The sequence below is a fragment of the Aeromonas enterica genome, from assembly GCF_054052465.1.
Genome location: NZ_JBSTYL010000003.1, coordinates 320,340 through 342,572, shown reverse-complemented (window position 1 = coordinate 342,572; position 22,233 = coordinate 320,340). Strand labels below are relative to the sequence as shown.

Here is a 22,233-nt window from a genome sequence, read left to right as displayed (position 1 = left end):
TTTCGTGGCATAGTTACCGCAAAGTAACCACTCGCGAGCCATCCCTTGTCCTCACTGCCCTGTCCCGCCTACCGGGTGCTGCGCCTGCTGGCCGGTAAATGGAAGCCGGCCATCCTGTTTCATCTGCGTGCGCAGACTCTGCGCTTTGGCGACCTGCGCCGCAGCCTGCCCGAGGTGAGTCAGAAGGTGCTCACGGCCCAGCTCAAGGAGCTGGAGAGCGACGGCGTCGTCATCCGCACTCTCTACCCCGACGTGCCGCCCCGGGTGGAGTACAGCCTGAGCCCGCTTGGTATCGCCCTGCTCCCCCTGCTCCAGCAGATGCATGACTTTGCGCTGAGCTACAGCGATCTGCTGGCGCAGAGCGAAGCGGGGGCGGCCCGCGACGAACCCCATCTCGGCGAGCCCAGTTAATCCCGCGCCGGCCAGACCATCACCCACTCTGCGCAGCCGGTGTGGGGATCCACGCCCTCGGCCGCCACCTGAAATCCTTGCACGCGATAGAAGTGGCACGCGGCCAGGTTCTGCTGATAGACCTGCAGTCGCAGAGTCGGCAACTGCTGTTTGGCGTGCTCGAGCAGGGCCTTGCCATAGCCGCGTCCCTGTTGCGCCGGGGTAACGAAGATGGCGGCCAGAGTCTCTTCATACAGGGAATAAAAACCCAGCGCAGTGCCATCTTGCCAGAGCACATAAGAGTCGGCGGCGGGCAGGTAGCGTTCTCGCATCGGCGTCAGATTGGCGTGCCAGTAGGCGGGCTCGATGAAGTGGTGGGCCTGCAGGGAGGCCTCCAGCCAGATGGCGAGGACGGCCTCGGTGTCGGCCGGGGTGAAGGGGCGGATCTGCATGGGTGTCTCGTCTGGATGCGTTACAAGAGGGGGCATGGTAACAGCGCCAGCCTGGCCGTCATCCGACGGTTGGCCAAAGTGGCGCCCCCATAACAAAACAGGCGACCCGCGGGTCGCCTGTTGCCGCTTAACCTGCGTAGGGGAGGGAGGAGTGATGCAGCACTATGCGCACCTTGCCGTCGTCCCCCTTCTTGAAGCCCCAGGTTTTGTCGACCGTGGTCTCCTTGTTGTCCCTGTCTATCAGGTGAACCTTGCCCATGGTGAGGGCCATGTCGCCGTTGATATAGACGGCGGCGTTGTCGTAGTTGTAACTTTTCCAGTTCTTGAGGGCGAAGCCGGTGTCGGCGGGATAGGCCTGATTGTTGCCGACGAAGTAGGCCAGCGCCCCCTCCTGATTGAGGCGGAAGGTCTGTTCGCCCCCGGCCAGGGTGGGCTTGAACAGGACAGGGCCATGGTTGTAGCCGTAGGCGCTGTCGAGCACGGCAGTGGCCGTCGTTTTGGCCTTCGCTATGCCACCGCTGCGGTAGTCATCGCTGATCTGGATCAGGGCCTTGCCCCAGGCATCCTGCGCGGCCTTGATCTCGGCCTCGGTGATGTTGTTGTTGGCGATCTCGGCGGCGCTGAGAGAGCCGCTGGCGGCGAGCAGAACGAGAACAATGCCGGATTGCCTGGTGAACAGCGTCTTGGTGAACAACGTCATGCGGTTATGACTCCTGCTTGGGTTTCGCGTCAAGGAGTCCCGGAGTTTATCTATCCGCGATGAATAAAAATTGAACCCCCCATTCAGCCTTGAGTGGGGAGGGATCGGCCTCCCTCCCACCCCCTGTTCCCCTCAGCGGGCCCGCAGCAGCCAGCGGCTGGCTGGGGTTGCCGCCAGCAGCCGGTAGGCGAGCAGGGAGAGCGCCAGCAGCGCCGGCACCTTCAGCAGCTCCCACCATACCTGCTTACCCTGCGGGCCAAAGATCATCAGCCACACCACCAGCATCATGTGCAGACAGTAGAGGCCCAGTACTTTCGGAGCCTGGCGTTCCAGCCAGCTGTTCTTGCCCCAGCCCGGGTTGGCCAGCAGCAGGCCGAACAGCCCCAGCGCCCAGGGCAGGGAGCCGAGCAGGAAGTCGTGGCGGTTGAGGGGCACGGCGGCAAAGTGCAGCAGGCCTGCGGCCTCCAGGGCGTAGAGCCCCATCCCGGCCACCATCAGCAGGGCGCAGCGCCTGGCATCCGGCTGCCAGGCGCGCAGGCGCAGCTCGGCGCCCAGCGCCACGAACAAGAGCGAGAAGAAGGGGCCGTTGCGGGTCAGCAGGGCCCATTCGCCCCCCAGCAGCGGCGGGCCATAGGAGCCGCCGAGCAGGGCCAGCCCGTAGAGCAGGACGCCCAGCAGCAGGGCCCGCCTTGGCAGACGGGCCTGCTGGCAGAGCGCCAGGATCAGCACCGCCAGCATCAGGGCGGGCAGGAACCAGAGGTGGATCATGCCGCCCACCCACCAGGCGTTGAGGGGATCCCCCAGCTGCATCTGCCACTGGCTAGCCATGGCCGGCAGGTAGCCCTCGCTCACCGCCGCGAGCGGGTTGAAGGGTATCAGCACGTAGAGCAGGCTCCACACCAGCCAGAGCCCCAGCAGCGGGCGGCAGTAGCGCAGCGTCACCGTCAGGGGGTGGCCTGCGGCGAGGGCGGGTTGCAGAAAGTAGCCGGCGCACAGGAAGAACAGCGGTACTGCGAAGCGGCAGAGCTGGTTGATGACACCCCCGAGCCAGAAGTAGAGGGTGCCGTCCCACAGGGTGGGATCGAAGGGGTTGCTGAAGGGGGAGAGGTGAATGGCCATCACCGCCATGATGGCCACCACCCGTCCGCATTCGATGCTGGAGATGCGCATGCTGCCTCTTGCCGCTTGGGTTGAGGGCGCACCCTAGCAGCCGCAGGCGATCTTCATCCAGCCGCCAGGCCGGCAACTGTGACCCCCATCGGCGACCGGTTACCCTTTGTTACCCGAGGTGAGGGCAAGGTTACCGCCGCCGAGAGACAGATCCCGTTTTGCCGTCGGTAAATGCGCTAGAGCAGGGCCACCAGCACGGTGACCAGGGCGCCCAGCAGCAGCAGGGCGATGCCGCGCGCGGCCGGGCCGTGCAGCTTGTTCCACATCAGCATACTGGTGAGGGCCAGCAGCAGCATGGCCAGCGCCGCCAGATCCCCCACCAACTGCCACGGCAGGCCGGTGCCCATGCCACGGTGCAGCCGGTTGAGGCTGGCGGCGAAGTTGGCCTGCTGCAGTTCGGTGCGCACCAGCAGGGTGCCCGCCACATAGCTGGCAGCCACGCTCTGGCTGAGGGTGACGCCGCGCATCTCCCAGCGCGCCGGCAGGGTGAGCGGGCCGTCGGGGGTGGGCAGAGTCTGGGGCGGGGTGAGCTGGACGCGCCCCTCCTCGAACCCTTCTGCATAGCGTTGCTGCAGCAGGCTTTTCAGCTCATCCGGGCTGGTCAGCGGCGCGCTCAGCACTATCTCTTCGCTGGATTTCTCGGTGTGGGGGCCGGGCAGCGGCAGCACGGCCCTGTGTTGTAGCCAGAGGCCGGTGAGGCCGTAGAGCAGCATCAGGGTAAGGGTGGCAAAGCCGGCCCAGGCGTGGATGCGGCGCACCCACTTGTTGTTGTGCAGGGGGAGTTTTCTGCGTTTCATCGCTCGGTGCTTCATAAAAATCTGGCCAGCGAACGCTGGCCAGAGGGGTCGGGAAAAAGGCGGGGATCAGAAGCGGTAGGCGGCGCTCAGATGCAGCTGACGGGGTGTGCCCGGCATGATCTGGGCGGCGCTGGTGGCGCTGACGAAGTAGTCGTGGTCGGTCAGGTTCTCCACGCTCAGCTGGGTTTCCCACTGTTGCCAGCGGTAGCCGGCACGGGCGTCGAAGCGGGCGTAACCGGGCAGGGTGGTGGTGTTGGCGTTGTCGGCGAAGCGATCGCCCACCGCGGTCATCCCGGTCTCGCCGAACCAGCCCTGCTTGCCACTCTGATAGCCGGCGAACAGCTCGCCGTTCTGGCGAGAAACGTTCATCGGCCGCTTGCCTTGCAGATCCGCGTCCGCCTTGACCTGCTCGGCATCCTGGATGGCGATGCCGCCGCGCAGGTAGAGCTCGTCGCTCAGTTGGGCGCGGGCACTCAGCTCGATCCCCTCGGTGCGCTGCAGACCGGTGAGGATCACCTTGGTGGGATCCAGCGGATCCTTGCTGCGCTTGTTGTACATCTCCAGCCGGTAGAGCGAGAGGGTGGTCGCCAGGCGGCCATCCAGCCAGTCGCTCTTCACGCCGGTCTCGTACAGCCGGGTGTGCTGGGGATCCAGGTTGTTGTTCTTGTCGCCCGGGGTGATGCCGATCAGCTCGCCACCCACCGGGGTGAAGGTCTTGTTGTAGGAGGCGTAGAAGGCGTGCTCCTCGATCGGGTTCCACACCAGGCCCAGGCGCGGGCTCAGGCTGCTGACCGAGACGGTCTCCTCCTTGTTGAGGTCGTTGCGGCGGCTGGTGACGGTGAAGTCGTCGCGGCGCAGACCCGCCAGCAGGTGCCAGTCGCCCAGGCTGAGCTGATCCTGCACATAGAGGCCGTAGCCGCGCACCTTGTGGTTGGCGTCGCTGGAGAGCTTCATGGCGCCGTCGTAGGTGGGCAGGGAGCCCGGATCATAGAGGTTGCCGGCCGGGATCGCGGTGGCGTTCTGGTAGAGCTTGGGGGTGCGCTCCTGCCAGTTCTGCTCAAAGCCCACCAGCAGACGGTGCTCGACGGGGCCGGTCTGCAGCTGGCCTTCGGCCTCGGTGTTGCTGATCAGGCTGTTGGCCTTGAGATCCTGCTGCCAGCGGGAGCGGGTCACCTGATCCCCCTTCACGCTGGTGACATAGGTGTTGTCGAACTGGCTGTCGAGGCTGGTGTAGCCCAACTGCTGGCGCAGTTGCCACTGATCGTTGATGTCCCAGGTAAGGCGCGAGCGGGTGGACTGGGCCACGTCGTCGATGAAGTCGCGGCGGGTATCGCTGTAGACATACTCCTTCGGCACGTCGGCCGGGCGGCCGTTGACGCCGGGGATGCCGCGATCCGGGGTGCGGTCGTGCTCGTTGCGCTCGTACTGCAGCAGCCAGTTCAGCTTGTCGTTGATCTCCCAGTTGACGGAGGGGGCCAGCAGGGTGCGTTTGCTGGTCACGCCATTGCGGAAACTGTCCTTGTCCTCCTGAGCCAGGTTGAGGCGCATCTGCACCTGCTCACCCGCTTCACCGTTGAGGTCGGCGGCCAGTCGACTGCTGTCGAAGCTGCCGACCTGGGCGCTGACGCTGGACTCCAGCCCCTTCTGCGGCTTCTTGCTGACCCGGTTGACGATGCCGCCGGTGCTGCCGCGGCCGTAGAGCACCGCAGCCGGCCCCTTGAGCACTTCGACCCGCTCGGTGTTGCCAAGGTCGCGGGTGTACTGCATGTCGTCGCGAAAACCGTCCAGATAGAAGTCGTTGCTGGCACTGAAGCCGCGGATGTTGACCCCGTCGAAGCGGGTGTCACCGCTGGCGTTGACGCCGGGGATGCCGGTCAGGGCTTCGCTCAGGGTGGGCTGGCCAAAGGCGGTCAGCTCGCTTGCCTTGACGCTGTCGATGGCCTGCGGCACCAGCTTGGCCGGGGTGCTGGTACGGGTCGCGGTGGCGACCTCTTCATGTTGGCTGCGTTTGCCGACCACTGTCATGGTCTCGTCTTCGGCGTGTGCGCCGGCACAGCAGGCCAGCAGGGCGACACTCAACAGAGTGCGCGGGTGGTGAGGTGTGTGCATGTTGCGTGTTGACTCTTGAAGAAGCGACCTGATGGTCTGAACTTATTGATTTATTTGTAATTATTTTGCTATCTCATGCCGAGAAGGCGGCAATGATATTGATTTTCATTTACCTTGCAAGAGAAAGATGTAAGAAAATTGCATCAATGTGGCGGTGCAGTCAGACGGCACCCGCCGGGCGAACGCTCTGGATCGGACGAGTCTTGGTATCGGTGAGCGGCAGGGTTACCATCGCGACAGCGCGCCCGTTGCGCTCCATTCATGGAACAGTAAGGGAGAGGGACATGGCAGAGATTATCAGGGCAGATCTTCATAACCGGCATCATGGCGAGGCGCTGGTCTCGCTGCTCGACCAATATGCCAGGGACGAGATGGGCGGCGGGGCCGCTCTGCCTGACGACGTGAAGCTCAATCTGGTGCAGGCCCTGGCCGCGCGGAGCTATGCCCATGTGCTGCTGGCGTGGGTGGATGACCAGCCGGTCGGGGTGGTCACCTGCTTCGAGGGGTTCTCGACCTTTGCCTGCCGACCCCTGCTCAATATCCATGATATCGCGGTGCACCCAGCCCATCGCGGCCGTGGCATCGGCAAGCAGTTGCTGGCCGCAGTGGAGCGGCTCGCCCGCGAGCTCGATTGCTGCAAGCTGACCCTGGAGGTACTGGAGGGCAACAAGGTGGCGCAGGCTGCCTATCGTGCCAGCGGTTTCGAAGGCTATGAGCTCAGACCCGAGGTGGGCCGGGCCCTGTTCTGGCAGAAGAAGCTCTAGGAGAACGCCGCTGCCGGGTCGCTCTGATTCGAATGAGGAAGCGTGAAATGTCGCAAAATATCTATGATGATCAAGGTTTTTTCGAGGGTTACGCCCAGTTGCCACGCTCGCTGCAGGGGTTGGCTGGGGCACCCGAGTGGCCGGCTCTGCAGGCCATGTTGCCGCCGCTGGCAGGCAAGCGGGTGCTGGATCTGGGCTGCGGTTATGGTTGGTTCTGCCGGGCCGCCCGAGAACTGGGGGCCGCCGAGGTGCTCGGGATCGATCTCTCCGCCAGGATGCTGGCCCGCGCCGCCGAGCTGACCCAGGATGAGGCCATCTGCTACCGGCAGGGCGATCTGGACGGGCTCGAGTTGCCGGACAAGCCCTTCGATCTGATCTACAGCTCCCTGGCGCTGCACTACCTGCCCGAGGTGGCGCCGCTGTTTGCCGAAATTCATCGTGCTCTGGTGGCCGGGGGCTGGCTGGTGTTCTCGGTGGAACACCCTACCTTTACCTGCCCGCAGCCACAGGGCTGGCTGCTGGATGGCGAGGGGCGCCGTTCCTGGTCCGTCAACGGCTATCAGGCCGAGGGCAAGCGGATCAGCAACTGGCTGGCTGACGGGGTAGTCAAGTATCACCGCACTCTGGGGAGCTATCTCAATGCCCTGATTGGGGCGGGTTTCCAGATCCGCCACGTGGAGGAGTGGGGACCGAGCGCCGGTCAGATTGCCGCCAACCCGGCTCTGGCGGAGGAGGCCGAGCGTCCCATGCTGCTGCTGGTGTCGGTGCAAAAGCCGCTCTGTTGAGCTGAGTGCCCGGTTTTCATGGGCACAATAAAAACGGCGCGCAGAGGGATCTGCGCGCCGTTTTGTCTGGAGCCGGACTTAGAAGTCGTAACGGGCTGCCAGCTGGAAGTCATCCTTGACGTTGAGTTGGCCGTTATCCTGGCTGTCCAGGTTATTGATGCGGTACTCGCCGATGACCCGCAGGTTCTTGTTGAACTTGTACTGGGCGCCCAGGGTGTAGTAGTCGATGGAGTCGTAATCGCTCTTGCCTTCCTGCTCCACCTTCTGCTTGTTCCACAGTGCCATCAGGCCGAAGCCGTTCTCGAAGTTGTAACCGAGCGCACCTTCCCAACCTGTGTGATCCTTGCCGGTGGCCAGGAAGTCGGTGCCGTCGGCATAGCTCAGCGCAGCGTAGACGGCCTTGTTGTCGTACTTGGCGGAGAGCAGCCACAGCTTGGCATCCTCTTCCCCGCTCTTGTCACGGATACCCACGTTGTAGGCCGTACCCAGCGCCAGGTTGAACGGGAAGGTGTAGGCCACGGCGGCGCCGTAGGCGGCATCGCTGTCCTTGCTGGTGGTCTCTTCGGTGTCACCGCCATCGAACTTGTAGCTGGTATCTACCTGGAAGCCGTTGAACAGACCCGAGTATTTCAGCACGGAACCGGCACGGTTGGTGGCGAAGGTATCAGTCTTGGCACCGAGGGCGTCGTTGCCATAGCCATCGGAGAGGGAGACGTCAGTCCAGTCGGCCAGGAAGCCGGGGGCCCCCTTCTGGCGACCGAAGGTGATGTTGCCCCAGTCGGCGCCGACACCCGCGAACGCCAGACGGGTGCGCAGGTTGTCCGAGTTTTCGCTGATGGTCTTCTCGCTGTCGTTGATGTACATCTGCACTTCGTACTGGGCCAGCGCCTTCAGTTGGCTGTTGATCTGGCTATCCACCTTGGCGCCGAAGCGGACAAACTGGTTGGCGCCCTGCTTGTCGCTGTACTCCTGGGTGCCGTTCGGATGGGTGCTGTCGACCCCTTCCTTCTTGTCACCGAAGAACTGGCCGGCGTAGATGCGACCGTACAGATCCAGGGTGGTGGTGTCATTTTTATAAACTTCAACGGCTTGTGCCTGGAAGGCCGCGGTGAGAGCCAGTGCCACTACAGTCAGCTTTTTCATCTTAATCCCTTGTGTTGCAAGCTTTTGTTTTAAAGACGGGGCCATGCTAGGCGAGGGGGATGACAGCGGGGTGACACTCAAGTGACGTGTCGGTGGCGATTTGATGTCAGTTTGGTGAAGGGCCGTGATTTGTGTGACGATCCGCCACTTTTGCGCGCAAAGGTTTGCCCTTGTGATAGAATGCCGCCCGTTTTCGAGCTCCAAAGGTTGGATATGCGATGAGACGTGAACTGGCAATCGAGTTTTCCCGAGTGACGGAAGCGGCTGCACTGGCTGGCTACAAGTGGCTCGGACGTGGTGACAAGAATATCGCCGATGGGGCGGCCGTAGCGGCCATGCGCCATATTCTCAATCAGATCCAGATCGATGGTGAGATTGTGATCGGTGAAGGTGAAATTGACGAAGCCCCCATGCTCTACATCGGCGAGAAGGTGGGCACGGGTCTGGGCGATGCCGTGGATATCGCGGTCGATCCGATCGAAGGTACTCGCATGACCGCCATGGGCCAGGCCAACGCCTTGGCCGTGCTGGCAGTCGGCGACAAGGGCTCCTTCCTCAAGGCGCCTGACATGTACATGGAAAAACTGATCGTGGGTCCCAAGGCCAAGGGTGCCATCGACCTGGATCAGGCCCTCGAGCTGAACCTCAAGGCCGTGGCCAAGGCGCTCGGCAAGCCGCTCTCCCGCCTGACCGTGATTACCCTGGCCAAGCCACGTCACGACAAGGCGATCAAGGAGATGCAGGGGCTGGGCGTGCGGGTGTTTGCCATTCCTGATGGCGACGTGGCAGCTTCCATCCTCACCTGTCTGCCTGACAGCGAAGTCGACATGCTGTATGGCATCGGCGGCGCGCCGGAAGGGGTGATCTCGGCGGCGGTGATCCGCGCGCTGGATGGTGACATGCAGGCTCGTCTGGTGCCCCGTCACAAGGTCAAGGGTGATAGCCCGGAAGTGCGTGCGTTGGGCGAGCAGGAAATTGCCCGCTGCGAGGCGCTCGGCATAGACGTGAGCAAGGTGCTCAAGCTGGAAGACCTGGCCAAGAATGACAACGTCATCTTCTCGGCCACCGGCATCACCAAGGGTGATCTGCTGGATGGTATCACCAGTGATGGCGTCATGGCGACCACGGAAACCCTGCTGATCCGTGGCAAGTCACGCACCATTCGTCGTATCAAGTCGATCCATTTCCTGGATCGCAAAGACAGTGTGGTGCGCGACATCATCCTGTAATGGGGATGAGTGATGTGGCGGCAAGTCCCGCACTATGTCCGTCGCATCAAGTCGATTCACTTCCTGGATCGCAAGGACAGCGTGGTGCGCGACATCATTCTCTGATGAGAGTGCGTTGAACCTGCTGTTGCAACATGAAGAGCCCGACCGCTGCCGCCGTCGGGCTTTTTGTTGTCTGCGGGCTGACACCACCCTCTGACTGGCCACTATTTCACGGGCGCGGGGGATAAGGCTAAGGGGAATCGCGGCCCTTTGATAGACTGGTTCGCCACGCACAGGAAAGCGTTACATGGAATGTCGTCAAGGTTGTGGAGCCTGTTGCATTGCCCCCAGTATCAGCAGTGCCATTCCGGGCATGCCCGCCGGCAAACCGGCCGGGGTGCCCTGCGTCCAGCTCGATGTACGGCTGGGCTGCAAGATCTTCGACCAGCCGGATCGCCCTCTGGTGTGCAGCGGTTTTAGACCCATGCCGGATGTGTGCGGCTCTCACAGGGAGGAGGCCGTCTGGCTCATCGGTGAGCTGGAGCGGCTGACGGCATAAGCGGGCTGCGGCGTACAATCAGAGCAGAACAGATAAAAGAGAGGCCGCAATTGCGGCCTCTCTTGTTGGTGCCTTTGGCGCAGGGACCAGGATCAGACGTCGGCCAGTTGCAGGGCTTGCCGATAGTACTCATTGGCTTTGTTGGTGAGCCGGCGCTTGTCCATCACCTGGCCGAGGGCGTGGTAGACGGCGGCAGTCGGTGCCTTCTCCACCGCCTGCTCCAGCAGGCGCTGGGCATCGTCCAGCTGGCCGGCCAGCAGGTAGACCTGGGCCAGCGCCGCGTCGGCGCCCGGTTGATCCTGGATCTTCTGCAACAGTGTCAGCATGGGCTGGTAGTTGTCGAGCTTGAGCCTCGGCAGACGGGTCAGCAACTGGGGGGAGACCTGCTTGCGCAGCGCATCCAGCCACAGCTCGGCGGCTTCATTGTCGGCCCCCAGCTGACGCAGCCGATCGCCATAGGCGGCCAGCAGGTCCGGATCCTGGCGCAGTTTGCGCGGCAGCTCCTGCCAGACCGGGCGCAGGGTATCGAGGGCGCCACTGGCGGCGTTCAGGCGGCCACGCCAGGCCTGATGCAGCAGATCCTCTTCCTGTTTGGGGGTCAGTTTGCCCACCTTGTGCAGGGTGGGGATGAGGTCGATGAGGGCCACCCAGTCCTCGCGGGCCAGATGTACTTGGCGCAGTTGGTCCAGCACCATGGGATGGCGCGGGTTGAGGGCGTAGACGGACTCCAGCATGGCCAGCGCGGTGTCATACTGGCCCTGCTCAATCTGCAACTGGGTCTGGGTCAGGGTCAGCGCCAGCTCGGCCTTGGGGTTCTCCTCCTGCGCTTTTTGCAGGTATTGATCCCGGCGCACGTCATCGCCACGGGCCTGGGCCGCCTTGGCAGCGCTCAGGTAGTTGAGTAGCGGTGTGTCGCTGTTGCTGGCGCCCTTGAGCATCAGCTTCTCGGCCTGGCTGTAGTGACCTTCGGCCATGGCCAGGGTGGCGGCCACCGTCTGCTGGTTGGCCTTGCGGCGTCGACGGGAACCGTACCAGCCCAGCGTCTTGCGACGCAGTCCGAACACCCGGCCCAGCACCCACTCGACAATGAGCAGGGCGCCATAGAAGAGCACGGCCAGGATCACAGCACTGGTGACCGAGGACTCCACTGTGTAGTTACCCAGGGCGATCAGCACATACCCCTTGTTGCCGGAGGCTTGCGGGCCGAATATCAGCCCCGCCACCATCACGGCCACCAGAACAATCAGACGAATCATGGTGCCCTCCTCAGTTGCTGGCCAGAATGCGTTGCAGGCGCTCGGTCAGCACCTCTTCCAGCATGGCTTGGGTCTTGAAGCGATCCGGATAGTCGAACTGGATCTGCTCACCCTTGAGCTTGTCCAGTTCGGACTGCATGTAGTGGGTCGCGCTGTTGTCAGTGTCGAAATACTGGGTCAGCCAGCGTTGCGCCTTCTCCAGGCTGTCGTCATAGATGGCCTGCTGCTCGCGGTAGACGGCGAGCTGGGCTTGCAGCAGCTTGGTCTTGAGGTTCTCGCGCAGGAAGATCTCCTGTTGTGGGGAGAGCAGAGCTTCCACCGCGCCGTCGCGACGGCGGATGGTGATGAAGTTCTCGGTGAATTTGACCCAGTTCTTCTTCAGATTGCTTTCCCACTCGTCCGGGTTGGTGCTGACGGCCTGATCCGGTTCGATTTTCGCTTCCGGCATGCTGACGGTGGAGAGTGGCAGCAGCTCGATCTGATCGGAGAGGGCGGCCAGCTTCAGGGTCAACCCTTCACGGTCGATGCGCGGCATCCCCTTGAGCTGGGCGATATCTTCGGCCAGCGCCTTGCGGATGGGCATCAGGCTGGGATCGTTGAGCGCCTTGATGCGCTCGTCGGCATTGCCGAGCAGCGTGATGGCGGAGATGAGGTCATGCTCCAGCCACAGTTTGCGACCGGCCATGCGTACCAGGTATTCGGATTCGGCCAGCATCCAGTCGTTGGGACGCTTGTCGTTGAGGTCCAGCACCCGGTTCTGCAGGCCCTTGAGCTCATCTTGCAACAGTTGCTGCTGCTTGCCAAAGGCTGCCAGCTGTTCACTGTCCTTGCTGTTGCGCTGATCCAGTTTGCTCATGGTCTCGGCCAGTTGCAGCTTGAGCTGGTTCAGCTCGTCCTGCTGGGCCACCGCACTCTGGTGGCCATGCAGATAGAGACCGCCGGTCAGGCCGAGGGCCAGCAGTATGGCCACGCCACCCAGCAGGGCGCCGGAACGGCTCTTGCCGCTGTCGACCACGGCGGTCGGCTGGGGCTTGACCTGGGTTTCTTGTTGTTCAGTCATTCCATCTTCCTCAGTTCCAGAGCGGCCGTCAGGGCCTGGTTGGATGCACCTTGGGCAATCGTGATTCGGGTAAAGCCCGCCGCCTCGGCCATCTCGGCCACGCGGGGGCTGGGCACCACCAACAGGCGGTCATATAGCCAGGGCTGCTGCTGGTCGGGCACCAGTTCCAGCAGCCGCTGCAACAATTCGCCACTGGTGATGAGCAGGCTGTCGAGCCCGGCCGCTTGCCAGTGGCGTGTCAATGCGTCCCCGTCGAGCTCGGGGTAGTGGCGCTCATAGGCCGCACAATAGTGCACCAGAGCACCGCGTGAGGCCAGCGTCCGGGCGATGAGATCCCGACCGCCGTTGCCGCGCAGGATCAGCACCCGCCTGCCGCTCACCTGTTGCAGGGCGGGCAGGGCCAGCAGTCCTTCGCTGCGCGGGTCGTCCGGACAGCTCGCCGTTATGCCTGCATCGGCGAAGGCGTCCGCACTGGCATGACCGACCGCAAAGTAGTCAATATGTGGCCAGGTCAGACCAGTTTGCAACAGAAAATGATGAGTAAAATGAACTGCATGCATGCTGACGGCGATGACTATATCCGCCTGGGGCAGCAGTTCGGGCAGGCGAGAGAGTTCGCTGCCCGCTACGGTTTCCAGCAGCGGACAGCAGAGAGGTGCGTGGCCGTGCCGGCGTAACAGCTGCACCAGCTCGGTGGCCTGAGTGGCCGGGCGTACCACCAGCGGGACCATCAGGCAGCGCTCAGTGGTTGTGGCCATGACCCGGCACGACCCGCACTCATGCCCGGTAGACCTCGGCCAGGATGACGTCGGCGCCCGCCGCCAGCAGGCGCTGGGCCAGGGTGTGACCGAGCGCCTCGCCGTCGGCCAGCGGGCCGCGGATCTCGTCGCGGATCACCTGACTGCCATCCGGGCTACCCACCAGGCCGCGCAACCAGACCTCATCGCCCTGTACCAGTGCATAGGCACCGATAGGCACCTGACAGCCCCCTTGCAGGGCGCGGTTCATGGCGCGCTCGGTCAGCACCCTGATCCGGGTCTCTGCGTGTTCGAGGGGAGCCAGCAGGGCGTGAAGCTCCTCATCATCGAGCCGGCACTCGATACCGACTGCCCCCTGGCCGTTGGCGGGCAGGCTCTGTTCCGGTTCGAGGAAAGCGGTGATGCGGTGCACCATCTCCAGCCGTTTCAGGCCGGCGGCGGCGAGGATGATGGCGTCGTACTCACCGGCATCCAGCTTGGCGAGACGGGTATTGACGTTGCCGCGCAGGTCACGAATCACCAGATCCGGGCGTGCGGCCCGCAACTGACATTGACGGCGCAGGCTGGAGGTGCCGACCACGGCCCCTTGCGGCAGCACCTCTATCTGGCTGAAACGGTTGGACACAAAGGCATCGCGTGGATCTTCGCGCTCACAGATGGTGTGCAGGCCCAGTCCCTCGGGGAACTCCACCGGCACATCCTTCATGGAGTGAACGGCGATGTCGGCACGCCCCTCCAGCATGGCGGTCTCCAGCTCCTTGACGAACAACCCCTTGCCGCCCACCTTGGCGAGAGGGGTATCCAGGATCTTGTCACCCTGAGTGCTCATGGGTACCAGCTCGACCTGCAACTCGGGGTACAGGGCTTCCAGCCGGTCTTTGACGAAGTTGGCCTGCCACAGGGCCAAGGGGCTCTTGCGAGTGGCAATTTTCAGGGTTCGGGCTGCCATATCAATCAGTTGTTTCATCTTTAGAAGGAAAACGATCTTACCACCCTTTGCAGGGGCTTTCATGGCGCAGCCAGCAAAAGCGGGGCCAAGCTCAAAAAGGGGGGCTGAAAATGATTTTCATTAAGTTGAATTAATTTATTAATTCATTGAATTTAATGACTATTATTGCTTTCTGTTGATACTGTTCAGCAGCGGGTCATAAATAATCCGGTGATTCAGTGCGGGCTTGTTTACCACCGCTGTTTGCATTGTTAACATGATCACACTTTTTTGACGTCTCCCCGTTTTGGTGCGTCATTTCTTATCTCGGTATAGGCAGGGCATTGCTGGTAAAACTCGATACGCTGGTGGCGCGCTACGACGAACTCAATCGTCTCAAGACGCAACGGGCGTTAGGTCTCATGAGTCGCTATGGGCAGCAGGTCTTCCAACTGCTGCCTGTCATGCTGCACTTCAATCATCCCCTGTTGCCCGGTTATGTGGCAGGTGATGTGCCCCACGGCATCTGGAGTTTTACCGCCAACGAGGCCCAGCAGGCCTTCATCCAGGATCTGTGCCAGAACGCCAACTGCCAGAACGGCCTCACGACTCACGACAAGTCGATCCAGGGGCTCTATTCCATGGGCAGCACCTCGTCCATCGGCCAGTGCTGCCACTCGGATCTCGATATCTGGGTCTGCCACGTGGCCGGTTTGTCGCAGGAGCGGCTCGAGCTGCTGGATCTCAAGTGCCAGCAACTCTCCAAGTGGGCCGAACAGCGGGGGGTGGATCTCAACTTCTTCCTGATCCCCGAGGACAAGTTCCGCCAGCGCAACGATGCCCAGATGCAGGGGGAGAGCTGCGGCAGCGCCCAGCACCTGCTGCTGCTCGACGAGTTCTACCGCAGCGCCATGCTGATCGCCGGCAAACGCCTGCTCTGGTATCTGGTGCCTGCCGAGTATGACGATCGTTACGACGAGTATGTGAACGACCTGTTTGCCCACGGCAAGCTGAGCCAGGACGACTGGCTCGATCTCGGCGGTTTCAACCGCATTCCCGCCGAGGAGTATTTTGGCTCCGCCTTGTGGCAGCTCTATAAGGGTATCGACTCCCCTTACAAAGCCGTGCTCAAGTCGGTGCTGATGGAGGCTTACTCCCACGAGTATCCCGACACCCGCCTGCTGTCTGTCACCAGCCGCGACTGGTTCCAGCACAACGAGGGCATGCACTACCGGCTCGACAACTACTGCCTGATGTTGGACAAGGTGACCAATTACCTCAAGTCCATCGGCGACATGCAGCGGCTGGATCTGGTGCGACGCTGCTTCTATCTCAAGGTATGTGACGGCCTCAGCCATCCGAAGGAGGATCACTCCCCGGCCTGGCGCCGCGAGCAGATGACCCAGTTGGTGAGCTACTGGGGCTGGAGTCCGGAGCGGCTGCATCATCTGGATCACCGCCAGGAGTGGAAGGTCGAGGACGTCAAGGTGGCCCACGCCGAGCTGCTGGAAGCCCTGATGCAGAGCTATCGCAACCTGATCCAGTTTGCCAGGCGCAACAACATCAGCGAGTCCATCAACCCGGAAGACATCGGCATACTGTCGCGCAAGCTCTACGCCGCGTTCGAGAGCCTGCCGGGCAAGGTGCAACGCATCAATCTGACCATAGCGCCGGATCTGAGCGAACCGGATCTCAGCCTGGTGCAGGTGCCCCACGGCCGGCTGAATCGCGCCGGCTGGTATCTCTACAAGCACTCCCTCGAACCGGCGGACATCATAGGCCGGGCACCGCTCGAATATAACGGCTACATCAGCAAGCTGGTCTCCTGGGCCTACTTCAACGGCCTGTTGACGCCCCAGTCCCGGGTGCACCTGTTCAATCAGGGCTCGGATCTGCACATCGACAATCTGCACCAGTTCTGTCGTGACCTGTCCGGTACCTTCCCGGTCAAGTATCCCCGCGCCACCAACCTGGCTCTCAGCCGTCCGTGCGAGATCCGTCAGCTCTCCATCTTCCTCAATCTGGAGACCGACCCGACCAGCCACTGGGTGGGTCAGGTGATTGAATTCGACGCCAATGCCGCCGATGTCTTCTCGTTCGGCCGCAATCTGGAGTGCCTGGTAGGATCCGTGGATCTGGTCTATCGCAACTCCTGGAGCGAGATCCGCACCCTGCACTTCCAGGGTGATGAAGCGGTAGTCGATGCCCTCACCACCATACTCGGCAAGATGCACCAGGATGCCGCCGCCCCCGAGATGATAGAGGTGTTCTGCTACAGCCAGCACTTCCGCTCCCTGGTGCGAACCCGTTTCCAGCAGCTGGTGGCCGAGTGCATCGAGCTGCGCCTCGCCCGTGACAAGCAGCAGCTGGTCAAGACGCTGGCGCTTGGGAAAGAGAAGTACGGCATCTTCTTCGAGCGGCGCGGGGTGTCGGTCAAGAAACTGGAAAACGCCATCGACTTCTACCGTCACATCTCCCACAACAAGCTGGATCACCTGCCGCTGCGGCTCGACAAGACCCACAGCCAGCACCTGCCCGGCATCGTCGACTCCTACGCCAGCGAAGGGCTGGTGCAGTTCTTCTTCGATACCCGGGATGCGGGGACCAACATCTATATCCTGGACGAGGCGAACCGGGTGGAGATCTACCAGCATTTCGCCGGCAACAAGGATGAGCTGGTGCAGGGGGTGAACCGTTTCTACACCTCCAGCCACGAGCGTTTCAGCGATGCGGGTCAGTTCAGCAACTTCAACCTGCCCCAGTATTACGAGATAGTGCAGGTCAATGGCGAGCTGGAGGTGATCCCCTACCGCAGTCAGGGGCTGCTGCGTGACAGTGCAGGCTCAGCCCGCGAACTGGGCTCGGCGACGGGGTAGCGCCAGGGCCGGCATGGGGTGGCCGACAAGGCCCGCCTGCTGACATGGATCCTCTAACCTGTTGAATAAAAACGGCCTGCAGATGCAGGCCGTTTGGCTATCTGGAGCCTGCTCAGTCCGCGAGGCGGGCCAGCAGCCAACTGCGGATGTCGTCAAGCTGCGGGCGACAGATCTCGTGGCGCATGGGGTACTCGTGCCACTCGAGGGTCAGCCCTGCCGCTTCCAGCCGGTTCTTGGCGTCCCAGCCCATGGAGAGGCTCACCACGTCGTCATAGATGCCGTGCATGTAGCAGATAGGCAGGCTGCGGGCGGCCTCGCTCATTTCCGCCAGCAGGGCGTCAGGCGCCGCCAGATAGGTGGACATGCAGAGCAGCCCGGCCAGCCGTGCCGGATGGCGCAGGGCGGTGAAGGAGGCGATGACGCCACCCTGGGAAAAACCGGCCAGCAGGATGCGCTCGGGAGCAAAACCTTCAGTCACCAGCTGATCCAGCAGGGCGGCGATACGATCGGCGGATTCACGCACATGGGACTCCACGGCGCGGTCCGCCGGGTCGTCGAAGCTCTTGATGTCGTACCAGCCGCGCATCTTGTAACCCATGTTGATGGTGATGGCGCGCTCGGGGGCATCGGGTAGCAGATGGCGCACCGGCAGGTCGGCTGGCAAGTCCAGCGCATCCACCAGCGGTGCCAGACCCGCGCCGGAATCCCCCAGCCCGTGCAGCCAGATCACGGCGTGGCGGGCACCCTGCGGATGTAGATCGATCATGGGAATGCCACTGGCTCACCCGCCTGGGTGGTGCAGGCCTTGGTCAGCAGGGCCTTGAGCTCATGGCCGAAGCGGTTGTCGATCCAGGTTTCCCCTTGCAGCTCGAAGTGGAAACCGTTCTCGCGGGTGGCGACCCAGATCTGATGCAGGGGTTCCTGCTTGTTGATGATGACCTTGGTCTTGTTCTCGAACGACAGGGTCAAGACCCCGCCAGCGCGTTCACAATCAATATCCGGATATCCTGCGTCGACAGTGTCTTCCACATATTGGAAAAAGGCGTCGGTCAGGGCGTGATACTCGTGATCCTTCATCGGTTTATCCTGTTGCTTTTAACAATGTGAGTGCGATTATAGAGGGCCAAAAATTTTTTCGCAGCGAACCATTATGATTACCCAGCTTGCCAAGTGTCTACTTGTTGCCACTCTTCTGTCTCTTGGTTTGGCCGCGTGTGGCCTGACGGGGCCGCTCTACATGCCGCCCCCCGAGCAGCCTCAGACCCAGAGTACACCGCAAGCACAGACGCCTGCGACCGCCGAGGCTGCCCCAGAGGCCGCGCCGCAATAATTCAGGAAGGAACCGCCCCTTGGATCACTTTAACTACGACGCCGACGGCCAGCTTCAGGCCGAACACACCTCGCTGCAATTCCTTGCCGAGCAGTACGGCACCCCGCTGTACGTTTATTCCCGCGCGACCCTTGAACGCCACTGGCATGCCTTCGATCAGGCCGCAGGCGATATTCCCCATCTGATCTGCTACGCAGTCAAGGCCAACTCCAACCTGGCGCTGCTCAATTTGCTGGCCCGCCTGGGCTCGGGTTTTGACATCGTCTCCGGCGGCGAGCTGTCGCGAGTATTGGCGGCGGGCGGCGATCCGGCCAAGGTGGTCTTCTCCGGCGTGGCCAAGAGCGAAGCCGAGATGCGACTGGCGCTGGATAAAGAGATCCTCTGCTTCAACCTGGAGTCGGAAGCCGAACTGGAGCGTCTGAACCGGGTAGCGGGCAGCATGGGCAAGAAGGCCCGGGTATCGGTGCGGGTCAACCCGGACATAGATGCCGGCACCCACCCCTATATCTCCACCGGCCTCAAGCAGAACAAATTCGGCATCCCCATCGAGCAGGCGCCCGCCATCTATCGCAAGGCGGCGGCCATGGCCAACATAGAGATCAAGGGGGTGGATTGCCATATCGGCTCCCAGCTCACCGAATTGACGCCCTTCATGGAGGCGGCTGACAAGCTGCTGCGGCTGATCGACGAGCTGGCGGCGGAAGGCATCCAGATCCATCACCTGGACGTGGGCGGCGGGCTCGGGGTCAACTATGGCGCCGAGCAGCCACCGCACCCCACCGAATATGCCGAGGCGCTCAAGCAGAAGCTGGCGGGCCGGGATCTGACCCTGCTGTTCGAGCCGGGCCGCGCCATTGTCGCCAACGCCGGCGTGCTGCTGACCCGGGTGGAATATCTCAAACCCGGAGAAACCCGTAACTTCGCGCTGATCGACGCCGGTATGAACGATCTGCTGCGCCCCTCTCTCTACGGTGCCTGGATGAACATCATCGAGGTGGACAGCCGCACGGCCCATGAGCCGGCGCTGTACGACGTGGTCGGCCCCGTGTGCGAGACGGGTGATTTCCTCGGCAAGGAGCGTACCCTGGCCATAGGTGAGGGTTCCCTGCTGGCGGTTCGCTCCGCCGGTGCTTATGGCTTTACCATGTCATCCAACTACAACACCCGTCCGCGTGCGGCCGAGGTGCTGGTGGATGGCACGCAATCCTTCCTCATCAGAGAGCGCGAGCAGTTGGCCGATCTCTGGCGCGGTGAGCATCTACTGCCCTGAAAACAGGAAGGCACCACGGCGATGGGATGGTCCAGACGCGTCTCTGTGTGCGTTGAACGCGCGAGCAGTTGACCGATCGCCGGTGTCGCGAGCATTTACTGCCTAAAGGGTACAGGAACGCACGATGTTGATAGAATTTTCCAAGATGCACGGGCTGGGCAATGACTTCATGGTGGTGGATGGCGTCACCCAGAAGGTGTTTTTCAGCAATGACGTCATCAAGAAGCTGGCGGATCGCCACTTCGGGATCGGTTTTGACCAGCTGCTGCTGGTGGAGCCGCCCTATGATCCTGAACTCGATTTTCACTACCGTATCTTCAATGCCGATGGCAGCGAGGTGGAGCAGTGCGGCAACGGTGCCCGCTGTTTCGCCCGTTTCGTGCGTCTCAAGGGGCTGATCAACCGGGATCGCATCGCGGTCAGCACGGCCCGTGGCCGCATTACCCTGCAGCTGGAAGGGGAGAATCAGGTCACGGTCAACATGGGTGTCCCCCAGTTTGAACCGGGCAAGATCCCGTTTCGGGCCCAGAAGGCGGAAAAAACCTATCTGTTGCGGGCGCAAGAGCATACTGTGATGTGTGGTGTCGTCTCCATGGGCAACCCTCACTGCGTCATTGAAGTGCCGTCGGTGGCCGAGGCGCCGGTCGAGACACTGGGTGCCATCATGGAGCGGCACGAGCGCTTTCCCGAGCGGGTCAACGTCGGCTTCATGGAGATGGTCAACGCCACCGAGATCAAGCTGCGGGTGTTCGAGCGCGGGGTGGGCGAGACGCTCGCCTGCGGTACCGGCGCCTGTGCGGCGGCGGTGATCGGCATCAGTCAGGGCAAGCTCAAGGAGCGGGTCACCGTCAGTCTGCCGGGTGGCAAGCTGACCATCGCCTGGAAGGGACCGGGTCAGCCGGTCTATATGACGGGCCCGGCCGAGCATGTGTTCGACGGCCAGATAGAGTTGTAGGCATGGGGCGGGGATGACGCCGCTCTGCCAAGCGCTAATGTCGGGGCCTTGAGCCCCTTTTTCTAATGGACCAACCAAGTTATGAGCGAACTCAAACGGCAGGAATCACTGGTGGATGAAGCCACAGTGCTGGAGTACCTGGCCCGTTATCCCGAGTTTTTCCAGCGCCACGCGGCCATGCTGGATCGGATCCGTATTCCCCACGAGCGCAAAGGCTCGGTTTCGCTGGTCGAGCGCCAGATGGACCGGCAGCGCGAGCGCATCGAGCAGTTGGAGCAGGAGATCACCGAGTTGATGGGGATTGCCAGCGAGAACGAGCGGATCTTCCGGGTCTACGCCGATCTCTACGGCGATCTCTACGGCTGCCAGACCCTGTTTGAGGTGAGTGCCGTGATGGGCAAGGCCTTCGTGCAGCGACTGCGGCTGACCGGCCTGCGGCTCTGGCTCAGCCCGAAGAAATTCCAGTTGAGCGGCCCAGAGCTGCGCTTCATGGCGGAGGGTAAGCAGCTCGATCAGTTGCTGGGCCAGCGGCTGCCGGGGCAGGATTACTACTTCGGCCGACTCAACCAGAGCGAGAAGCAGGCGCTGTTTGGCCACGATGTGCTGGTCAACTCCGTCGCCCTGATGCGGCTTGGCGATCTCGGCGTATTGGCTTTCGCCAGCTCGGATCCCAGCCACTTCAGTCCCCACAACGACACCCTGCTGCTGGGTCAGCTGGGCCGCTTGCTGCAACTGCGCCTGCCCGAGCTGGTTCGTGGCTAAGGCACCGTCTCCTGCCGCCGAGCCCCTGCCGGCCAGCCTGGCCGATGAGCTGGCGGCCTTCATCGAATACCTGAGGGTCGAGCGTCAGCTCAGCCCTCATACCCGCAGCAACTACCGCTCTCACCTGGAGATCATGACCGCCGAGCTGGTCAGGCTTGGCCTGAGCGACTGGGCCCGGCTCGAGGCGAGCCAGGTGCGCAGCCTGGTGACCCGGATGCACAAGGCCGGACTGGTGCCCAGCTCCCTCGCTACCAAGCTGTCGGCCCTGCGCAGTTTCTGCGACTGGCAGGTGCGCCAGGGGCGGCTCACCGCCAACCCGGCCCGCGGCATAGTGACCCCCAAGCAGGGGCGACCGTTGCCCAAAAACCTCGATGTGGACGAGATGTACCAGCTGCTCAACATCACCGACGAGCAGGATCCGCTGGCGGTGCGGGATCGCGCCATCATGGAACTGATGTACTCTTCCGGCCTGCGCCTCGCCGAGCTGGTGGGGCTCAATCTGACGGACATCAAGCTCGATGATCGTCAGCTCAAGGTGACCGGCAAGGGCGCGCGGGAGCGGGTGCTGCCCATGGGGCGGATGGCGGTGGAGTGGCTGCACAAGTGGCTCAAGGTGCGACCCTTGCTGGCAGGGGACGAGGCCGAGGCCCTATTCGTCTCCCAGCGCAAGCGACGGCTGTCAGCCCGCTCGGTGCAGGAGCGGCTCGATGGCTGGGGCAACAAGCAGGCGCTCAATGCCCACATCCATCCTCACAAGCTGCGCCACAGCTTTGCCACCCACATGCTGGAGTCGTCCGGCGATCTGCGGGCCGTGCAGGAGTTGCTGGGCCACGCCGATCTCTCCACCACCCAGATCTACACCCACCTCGACTTCCAGCATCTGGCCAAGGTGTATGACAACGCCCACCCGCGGGCGAAGCGGGATCCCGCCACCCCGGAAGATGAATAACGGGGTCTG

At 62.6% G+C, this 22,233-nt stretch carries 22 protein-coding genes and 1 pseudogene; 11 read left to right on the top strand and 12 right to left on the bottom strand.

The features are described 5' to 3' along the window. The first annotated feature begins 45 nt into the window (after window positions 1–45). Window positions 46–411 carry a winged helix-turn-helix transcriptional regulator gene (locus tag ACW5XD_RS05690; protein WP_456494028.1) on the top strand — a complete coding sequence of 122 codons (366 nt, stop codon included), beginning with the start codon at window positions 46–48 and terminating at the stop codon, window positions 409–411. Here the strand turns inward: ACW5XD_RS05690 and ACW5XD_RS05685 are convergent. The 5 genes and pseudogenes from ACW5XD_RS05685 to ACW5XD_RS05665 all read right to left on the bottom strand — a co-directional run bounded on the left by ACW5XD_RS05685 (window position 408) and on the right by ACW5XD_RS05665 (window position 5,618). Next, a complete protein-coding gene (locus tag ACW5XD_RS05685; RefSeq protein ID WP_456494027.1) occupies window positions 408–842 on the bottom strand; it encodes an N-acetyltransferase in 435 nt (144 codons plus the stop codon). The two genes, ACW5XD_RS05690 and ACW5XD_RS05685, sit on opposite strands and share 4 nt — an antisense overlap. A gap of 127 nt (window positions 843–969) precedes the next feature. Beyond that, window positions 970–1,542 carry a hypothetical protein gene (locus ACW5XD_RS05680; RefSeq protein ID WP_456494026.1) on the bottom strand — a complete coding sequence of 191 codons (573 nt, stop codon included), beginning with the start codon at window positions 1,540–1,542 and terminating at the stop codon, window positions 970–972. A 132-nt stretch (window positions 1,543–1,674) separates the two neighbouring features. Beyond that, window positions 1,675–2,712, bottom strand: a complete 1,038-nt coding sequence (locus ACW5XD_RS05675) for an acyltransferase (RefSeq protein WP_456494025.1) — start codon at window positions 2,710–2,712, stop codon at window positions 1,675–1,677. 176 nt (window positions 2,713–2,888) lie between these two features. Next, window positions 2,889–3,539: pseudogene (locus tag ACW5XD_RS05670) on the bottom strand (PepSY-associated TM helix domain-containing protein); the annotation flags it as partial. 36 nt (window positions 3,540–3,575) lie between these two features. Then, on the bottom strand, window positions 3,576–5,618 hold the full coding sequence (locus tag ACW5XD_RS05665; protein ID WP_456494024.1) for a TonB-dependent receptor: 2,043 nt from the start codon (window positions 5,616–5,618) through the stop codon (window positions 3,576–3,578). 284 nt (window positions 5,619–5,902) lie between these two features. Between ACW5XD_RS05665 and ACW5XD_RS05660 the strand changes: the two genes are divergently transcribed. Further along, on the top strand, window positions 5,903–6,382 hold the full coding sequence (locus tag ACW5XD_RS05660; RefSeq protein WP_456494023.1) for a GNAT family N-acetyltransferase: 480 nt from the start codon (window positions 5,903–5,905) through the stop codon (window positions 6,380–6,382). 47 nt (window positions 6,383–6,429) lie between these two features. After that, complete coding sequence (locus ACW5XD_RS05655) at window positions 6,430–7,167, top strand: class I SAM-dependent methyltransferase (RefSeq protein ID WP_456494022.1); 738 nt, start codon at window positions 6,430–6,432, stop codon at window positions 7,165–7,167. Between the two features lie 78 nt (window positions 7,168–7,245). Here the strand turns inward: ACW5XD_RS05655 and ACW5XD_RS05650 are convergent, their stop codons facing one another. Next, the gene (locus ACW5XD_RS05650) at window positions 7,246–8,310 is read right to left on the bottom strand and encodes a porin (RefSeq protein ID WP_456494021.1); all 1,065 of its coding nucleotides are present in this window, start codon (window positions 8,308–8,310) and stop codon (window positions 7,246–7,248) included. 218 nt (window positions 8,311–8,528) lie between these two features. Here ACW5XD_RS05650 and glpX point away from each other — a divergent pair, with 218 nt between their 5' ends. Beyond that, on the top strand, window positions 8,529–9,539 hold the full coding sequence (gene glpX, locus ACW5XD_RS05645; protein WP_456494020.1) for a class II fructose-bisphosphatase: 1,011 nt from the start codon (window positions 8,529–8,531) through the stop codon (window positions 9,537–9,539). 289 nt (window positions 9,540–9,828) lie between these two features. After that, on the top strand, window positions 9,829–10,080 hold the full coding sequence (locus tag ACW5XD_RS05640; RefSeq protein ID WP_456494019.1) for a YkgJ family cysteine cluster protein: 252 nt from the start codon (window positions 9,829–9,831) through the stop codon (window positions 10,078–10,080). A 92-nt stretch (window positions 10,081–10,172) separates the two neighbouring features. Here ACW5XD_RS05640 and ACW5XD_RS05635 read toward each other — a convergent pair whose 3' ends face one another. The 4 genes from ACW5XD_RS05635 to hemC are packed head-to-tail and all read right to left on the bottom strand — an operon-like array spanning window position 10,173 to window position 14,103. Further along, complete coding sequence (locus ACW5XD_RS05635; protein ID WP_456494018.1) at window positions 10,173–11,336, bottom strand: heme biosynthesis HemY N-terminal domain-containing protein; 1,164 nt, start codon at window positions 11,334–11,336, stop codon at window positions 10,173–10,175. Between the two features lie 10 nt (window positions 11,337–11,346). After that, window positions 11,347–12,396, bottom strand: coding sequence for a uroporphyrinogen-III C-methyltransferase (locus tag ACW5XD_RS05630; RefSeq protein WP_456494017.1), 1,050 nt, complete (start codon window positions 12,394–12,396; stop codon window positions 11,347–11,349). Then, on the bottom strand, window positions 12,393–13,127 hold the full coding sequence (locus tag ACW5XD_RS05625; protein ID WP_456494071.1) for a uroporphyrinogen-III synthase: 735 nt from the start codon (window positions 13,125–13,127) through the stop codon (window positions 12,393–12,395). The genes ACW5XD_RS05630 and ACW5XD_RS05625 overlap by 4 nt, the downstream gene beginning before the upstream one ends. A gap of 46 nt (window positions 13,128–13,173) precedes the next feature. Further along, window positions 13,174–14,103, bottom strand: a complete 930-nt coding sequence (gene hemC, locus ACW5XD_RS05620; RefSeq protein WP_456494016.1) for a hydroxymethylbilane synthase — start codon at window positions 14,101–14,103, stop codon at window positions 13,174–13,176. Window positions 14,104–14,426: 323 nt separating this feature from the next. On the opposite strand from hemC, the gene ACW5XD_RS05615 reads away from it, so the two are divergent. Next, the gene (locus tag ACW5XD_RS05615) at window positions 14,427–16,958 is read left to right on the top strand and encodes a class I adenylate cyclase (RefSeq protein ID WP_456494015.1); all 2,532 of its coding nucleotides are present in this window, start codon (window positions 14,427–14,429) and stop codon (window positions 16,956–16,958) included. A 112-nt stretch (window positions 16,959–17,070) separates the two neighbouring features. Here ACW5XD_RS05615 and ACW5XD_RS05610 read toward each other — a convergent pair whose 3' ends face one another. Further along, a complete protein-coding gene (locus tag ACW5XD_RS05610; RefSeq protein ID WP_456494014.1) occupies window positions 17,071–17,724 on the bottom strand; it encodes an alpha/beta hydrolase in 654 nt (217 codons plus the stop codon). Next, entirely contained in the window at window positions 17,721–18,035 is a 315-nt protein-coding gene (gene cyaY / locus ACW5XD_RS05605; RefSeq protein ID WP_456494013.1) for an iron donor protein CyaY, read from the bottom strand. The genes ACW5XD_RS05610 and cyaY overlap by 4 nt, the downstream gene beginning before the upstream one ends. A 73-nt stretch (window positions 18,036–18,108) precedes the next feature. On the opposite strand from cyaY, the gene lptM reads away from it, so the two are divergent. From lptM to xerC, 5 genes are all read left to right on the top strand, one after another. Continuing rightward, window positions 18,109–18,288, top strand: a complete 180-nt coding sequence (gene lptM, locus ACW5XD_RS05600; protein WP_456494012.1) for an LPS translocon maturation chaperone LptM — start codon at window positions 18,109–18,111, stop codon at window positions 18,286–18,288. 19 nt (window positions 18,289–18,307) lie between these two features. Next, window positions 18,308–19,558, top strand: a complete 1,251-nt coding sequence (gene lysA, locus ACW5XD_RS05595; protein WP_456494011.1) for a diaminopimelate decarboxylase — start codon at window positions 18,308–18,310, stop codon at window positions 19,556–19,558. A gap of 124 nt (window positions 19,559–19,682) precedes the next feature. After that, on the top strand, window positions 19,683–20,513 hold the full coding sequence (dapF, locus tag ACW5XD_RS05590) for a diaminopimelate epimerase (RefSeq protein WP_456494010.1): 831 nt from the start codon (window positions 19,683–19,685) through the stop codon (window positions 20,511–20,513). Window positions 20,514–20,594: 81 nt separating this feature from the next. After that, window positions 20,595–21,275: a DUF484 family protein gene (locus ACW5XD_RS05585; protein ID WP_456494009.1), complete on the top strand. Its 681-nt coding sequence runs from the start codon at window positions 20,595–20,597 to the stop codon at window positions 21,273–21,275. Beyond that, on the top strand, window positions 21,268–22,224 hold the full coding sequence (gene xerC, locus ACW5XD_RS05580) for a tyrosine recombinase XerC (protein ID WP_456494008.1): 957 nt from the start codon (window positions 21,268–21,270) through the stop codon (window positions 22,222–22,224). The genes ACW5XD_RS05585 and xerC overlap by 8 nt, the downstream gene beginning before the upstream one ends. Window positions 22,225–22,233: the final 9 nt, after the last annotated feature.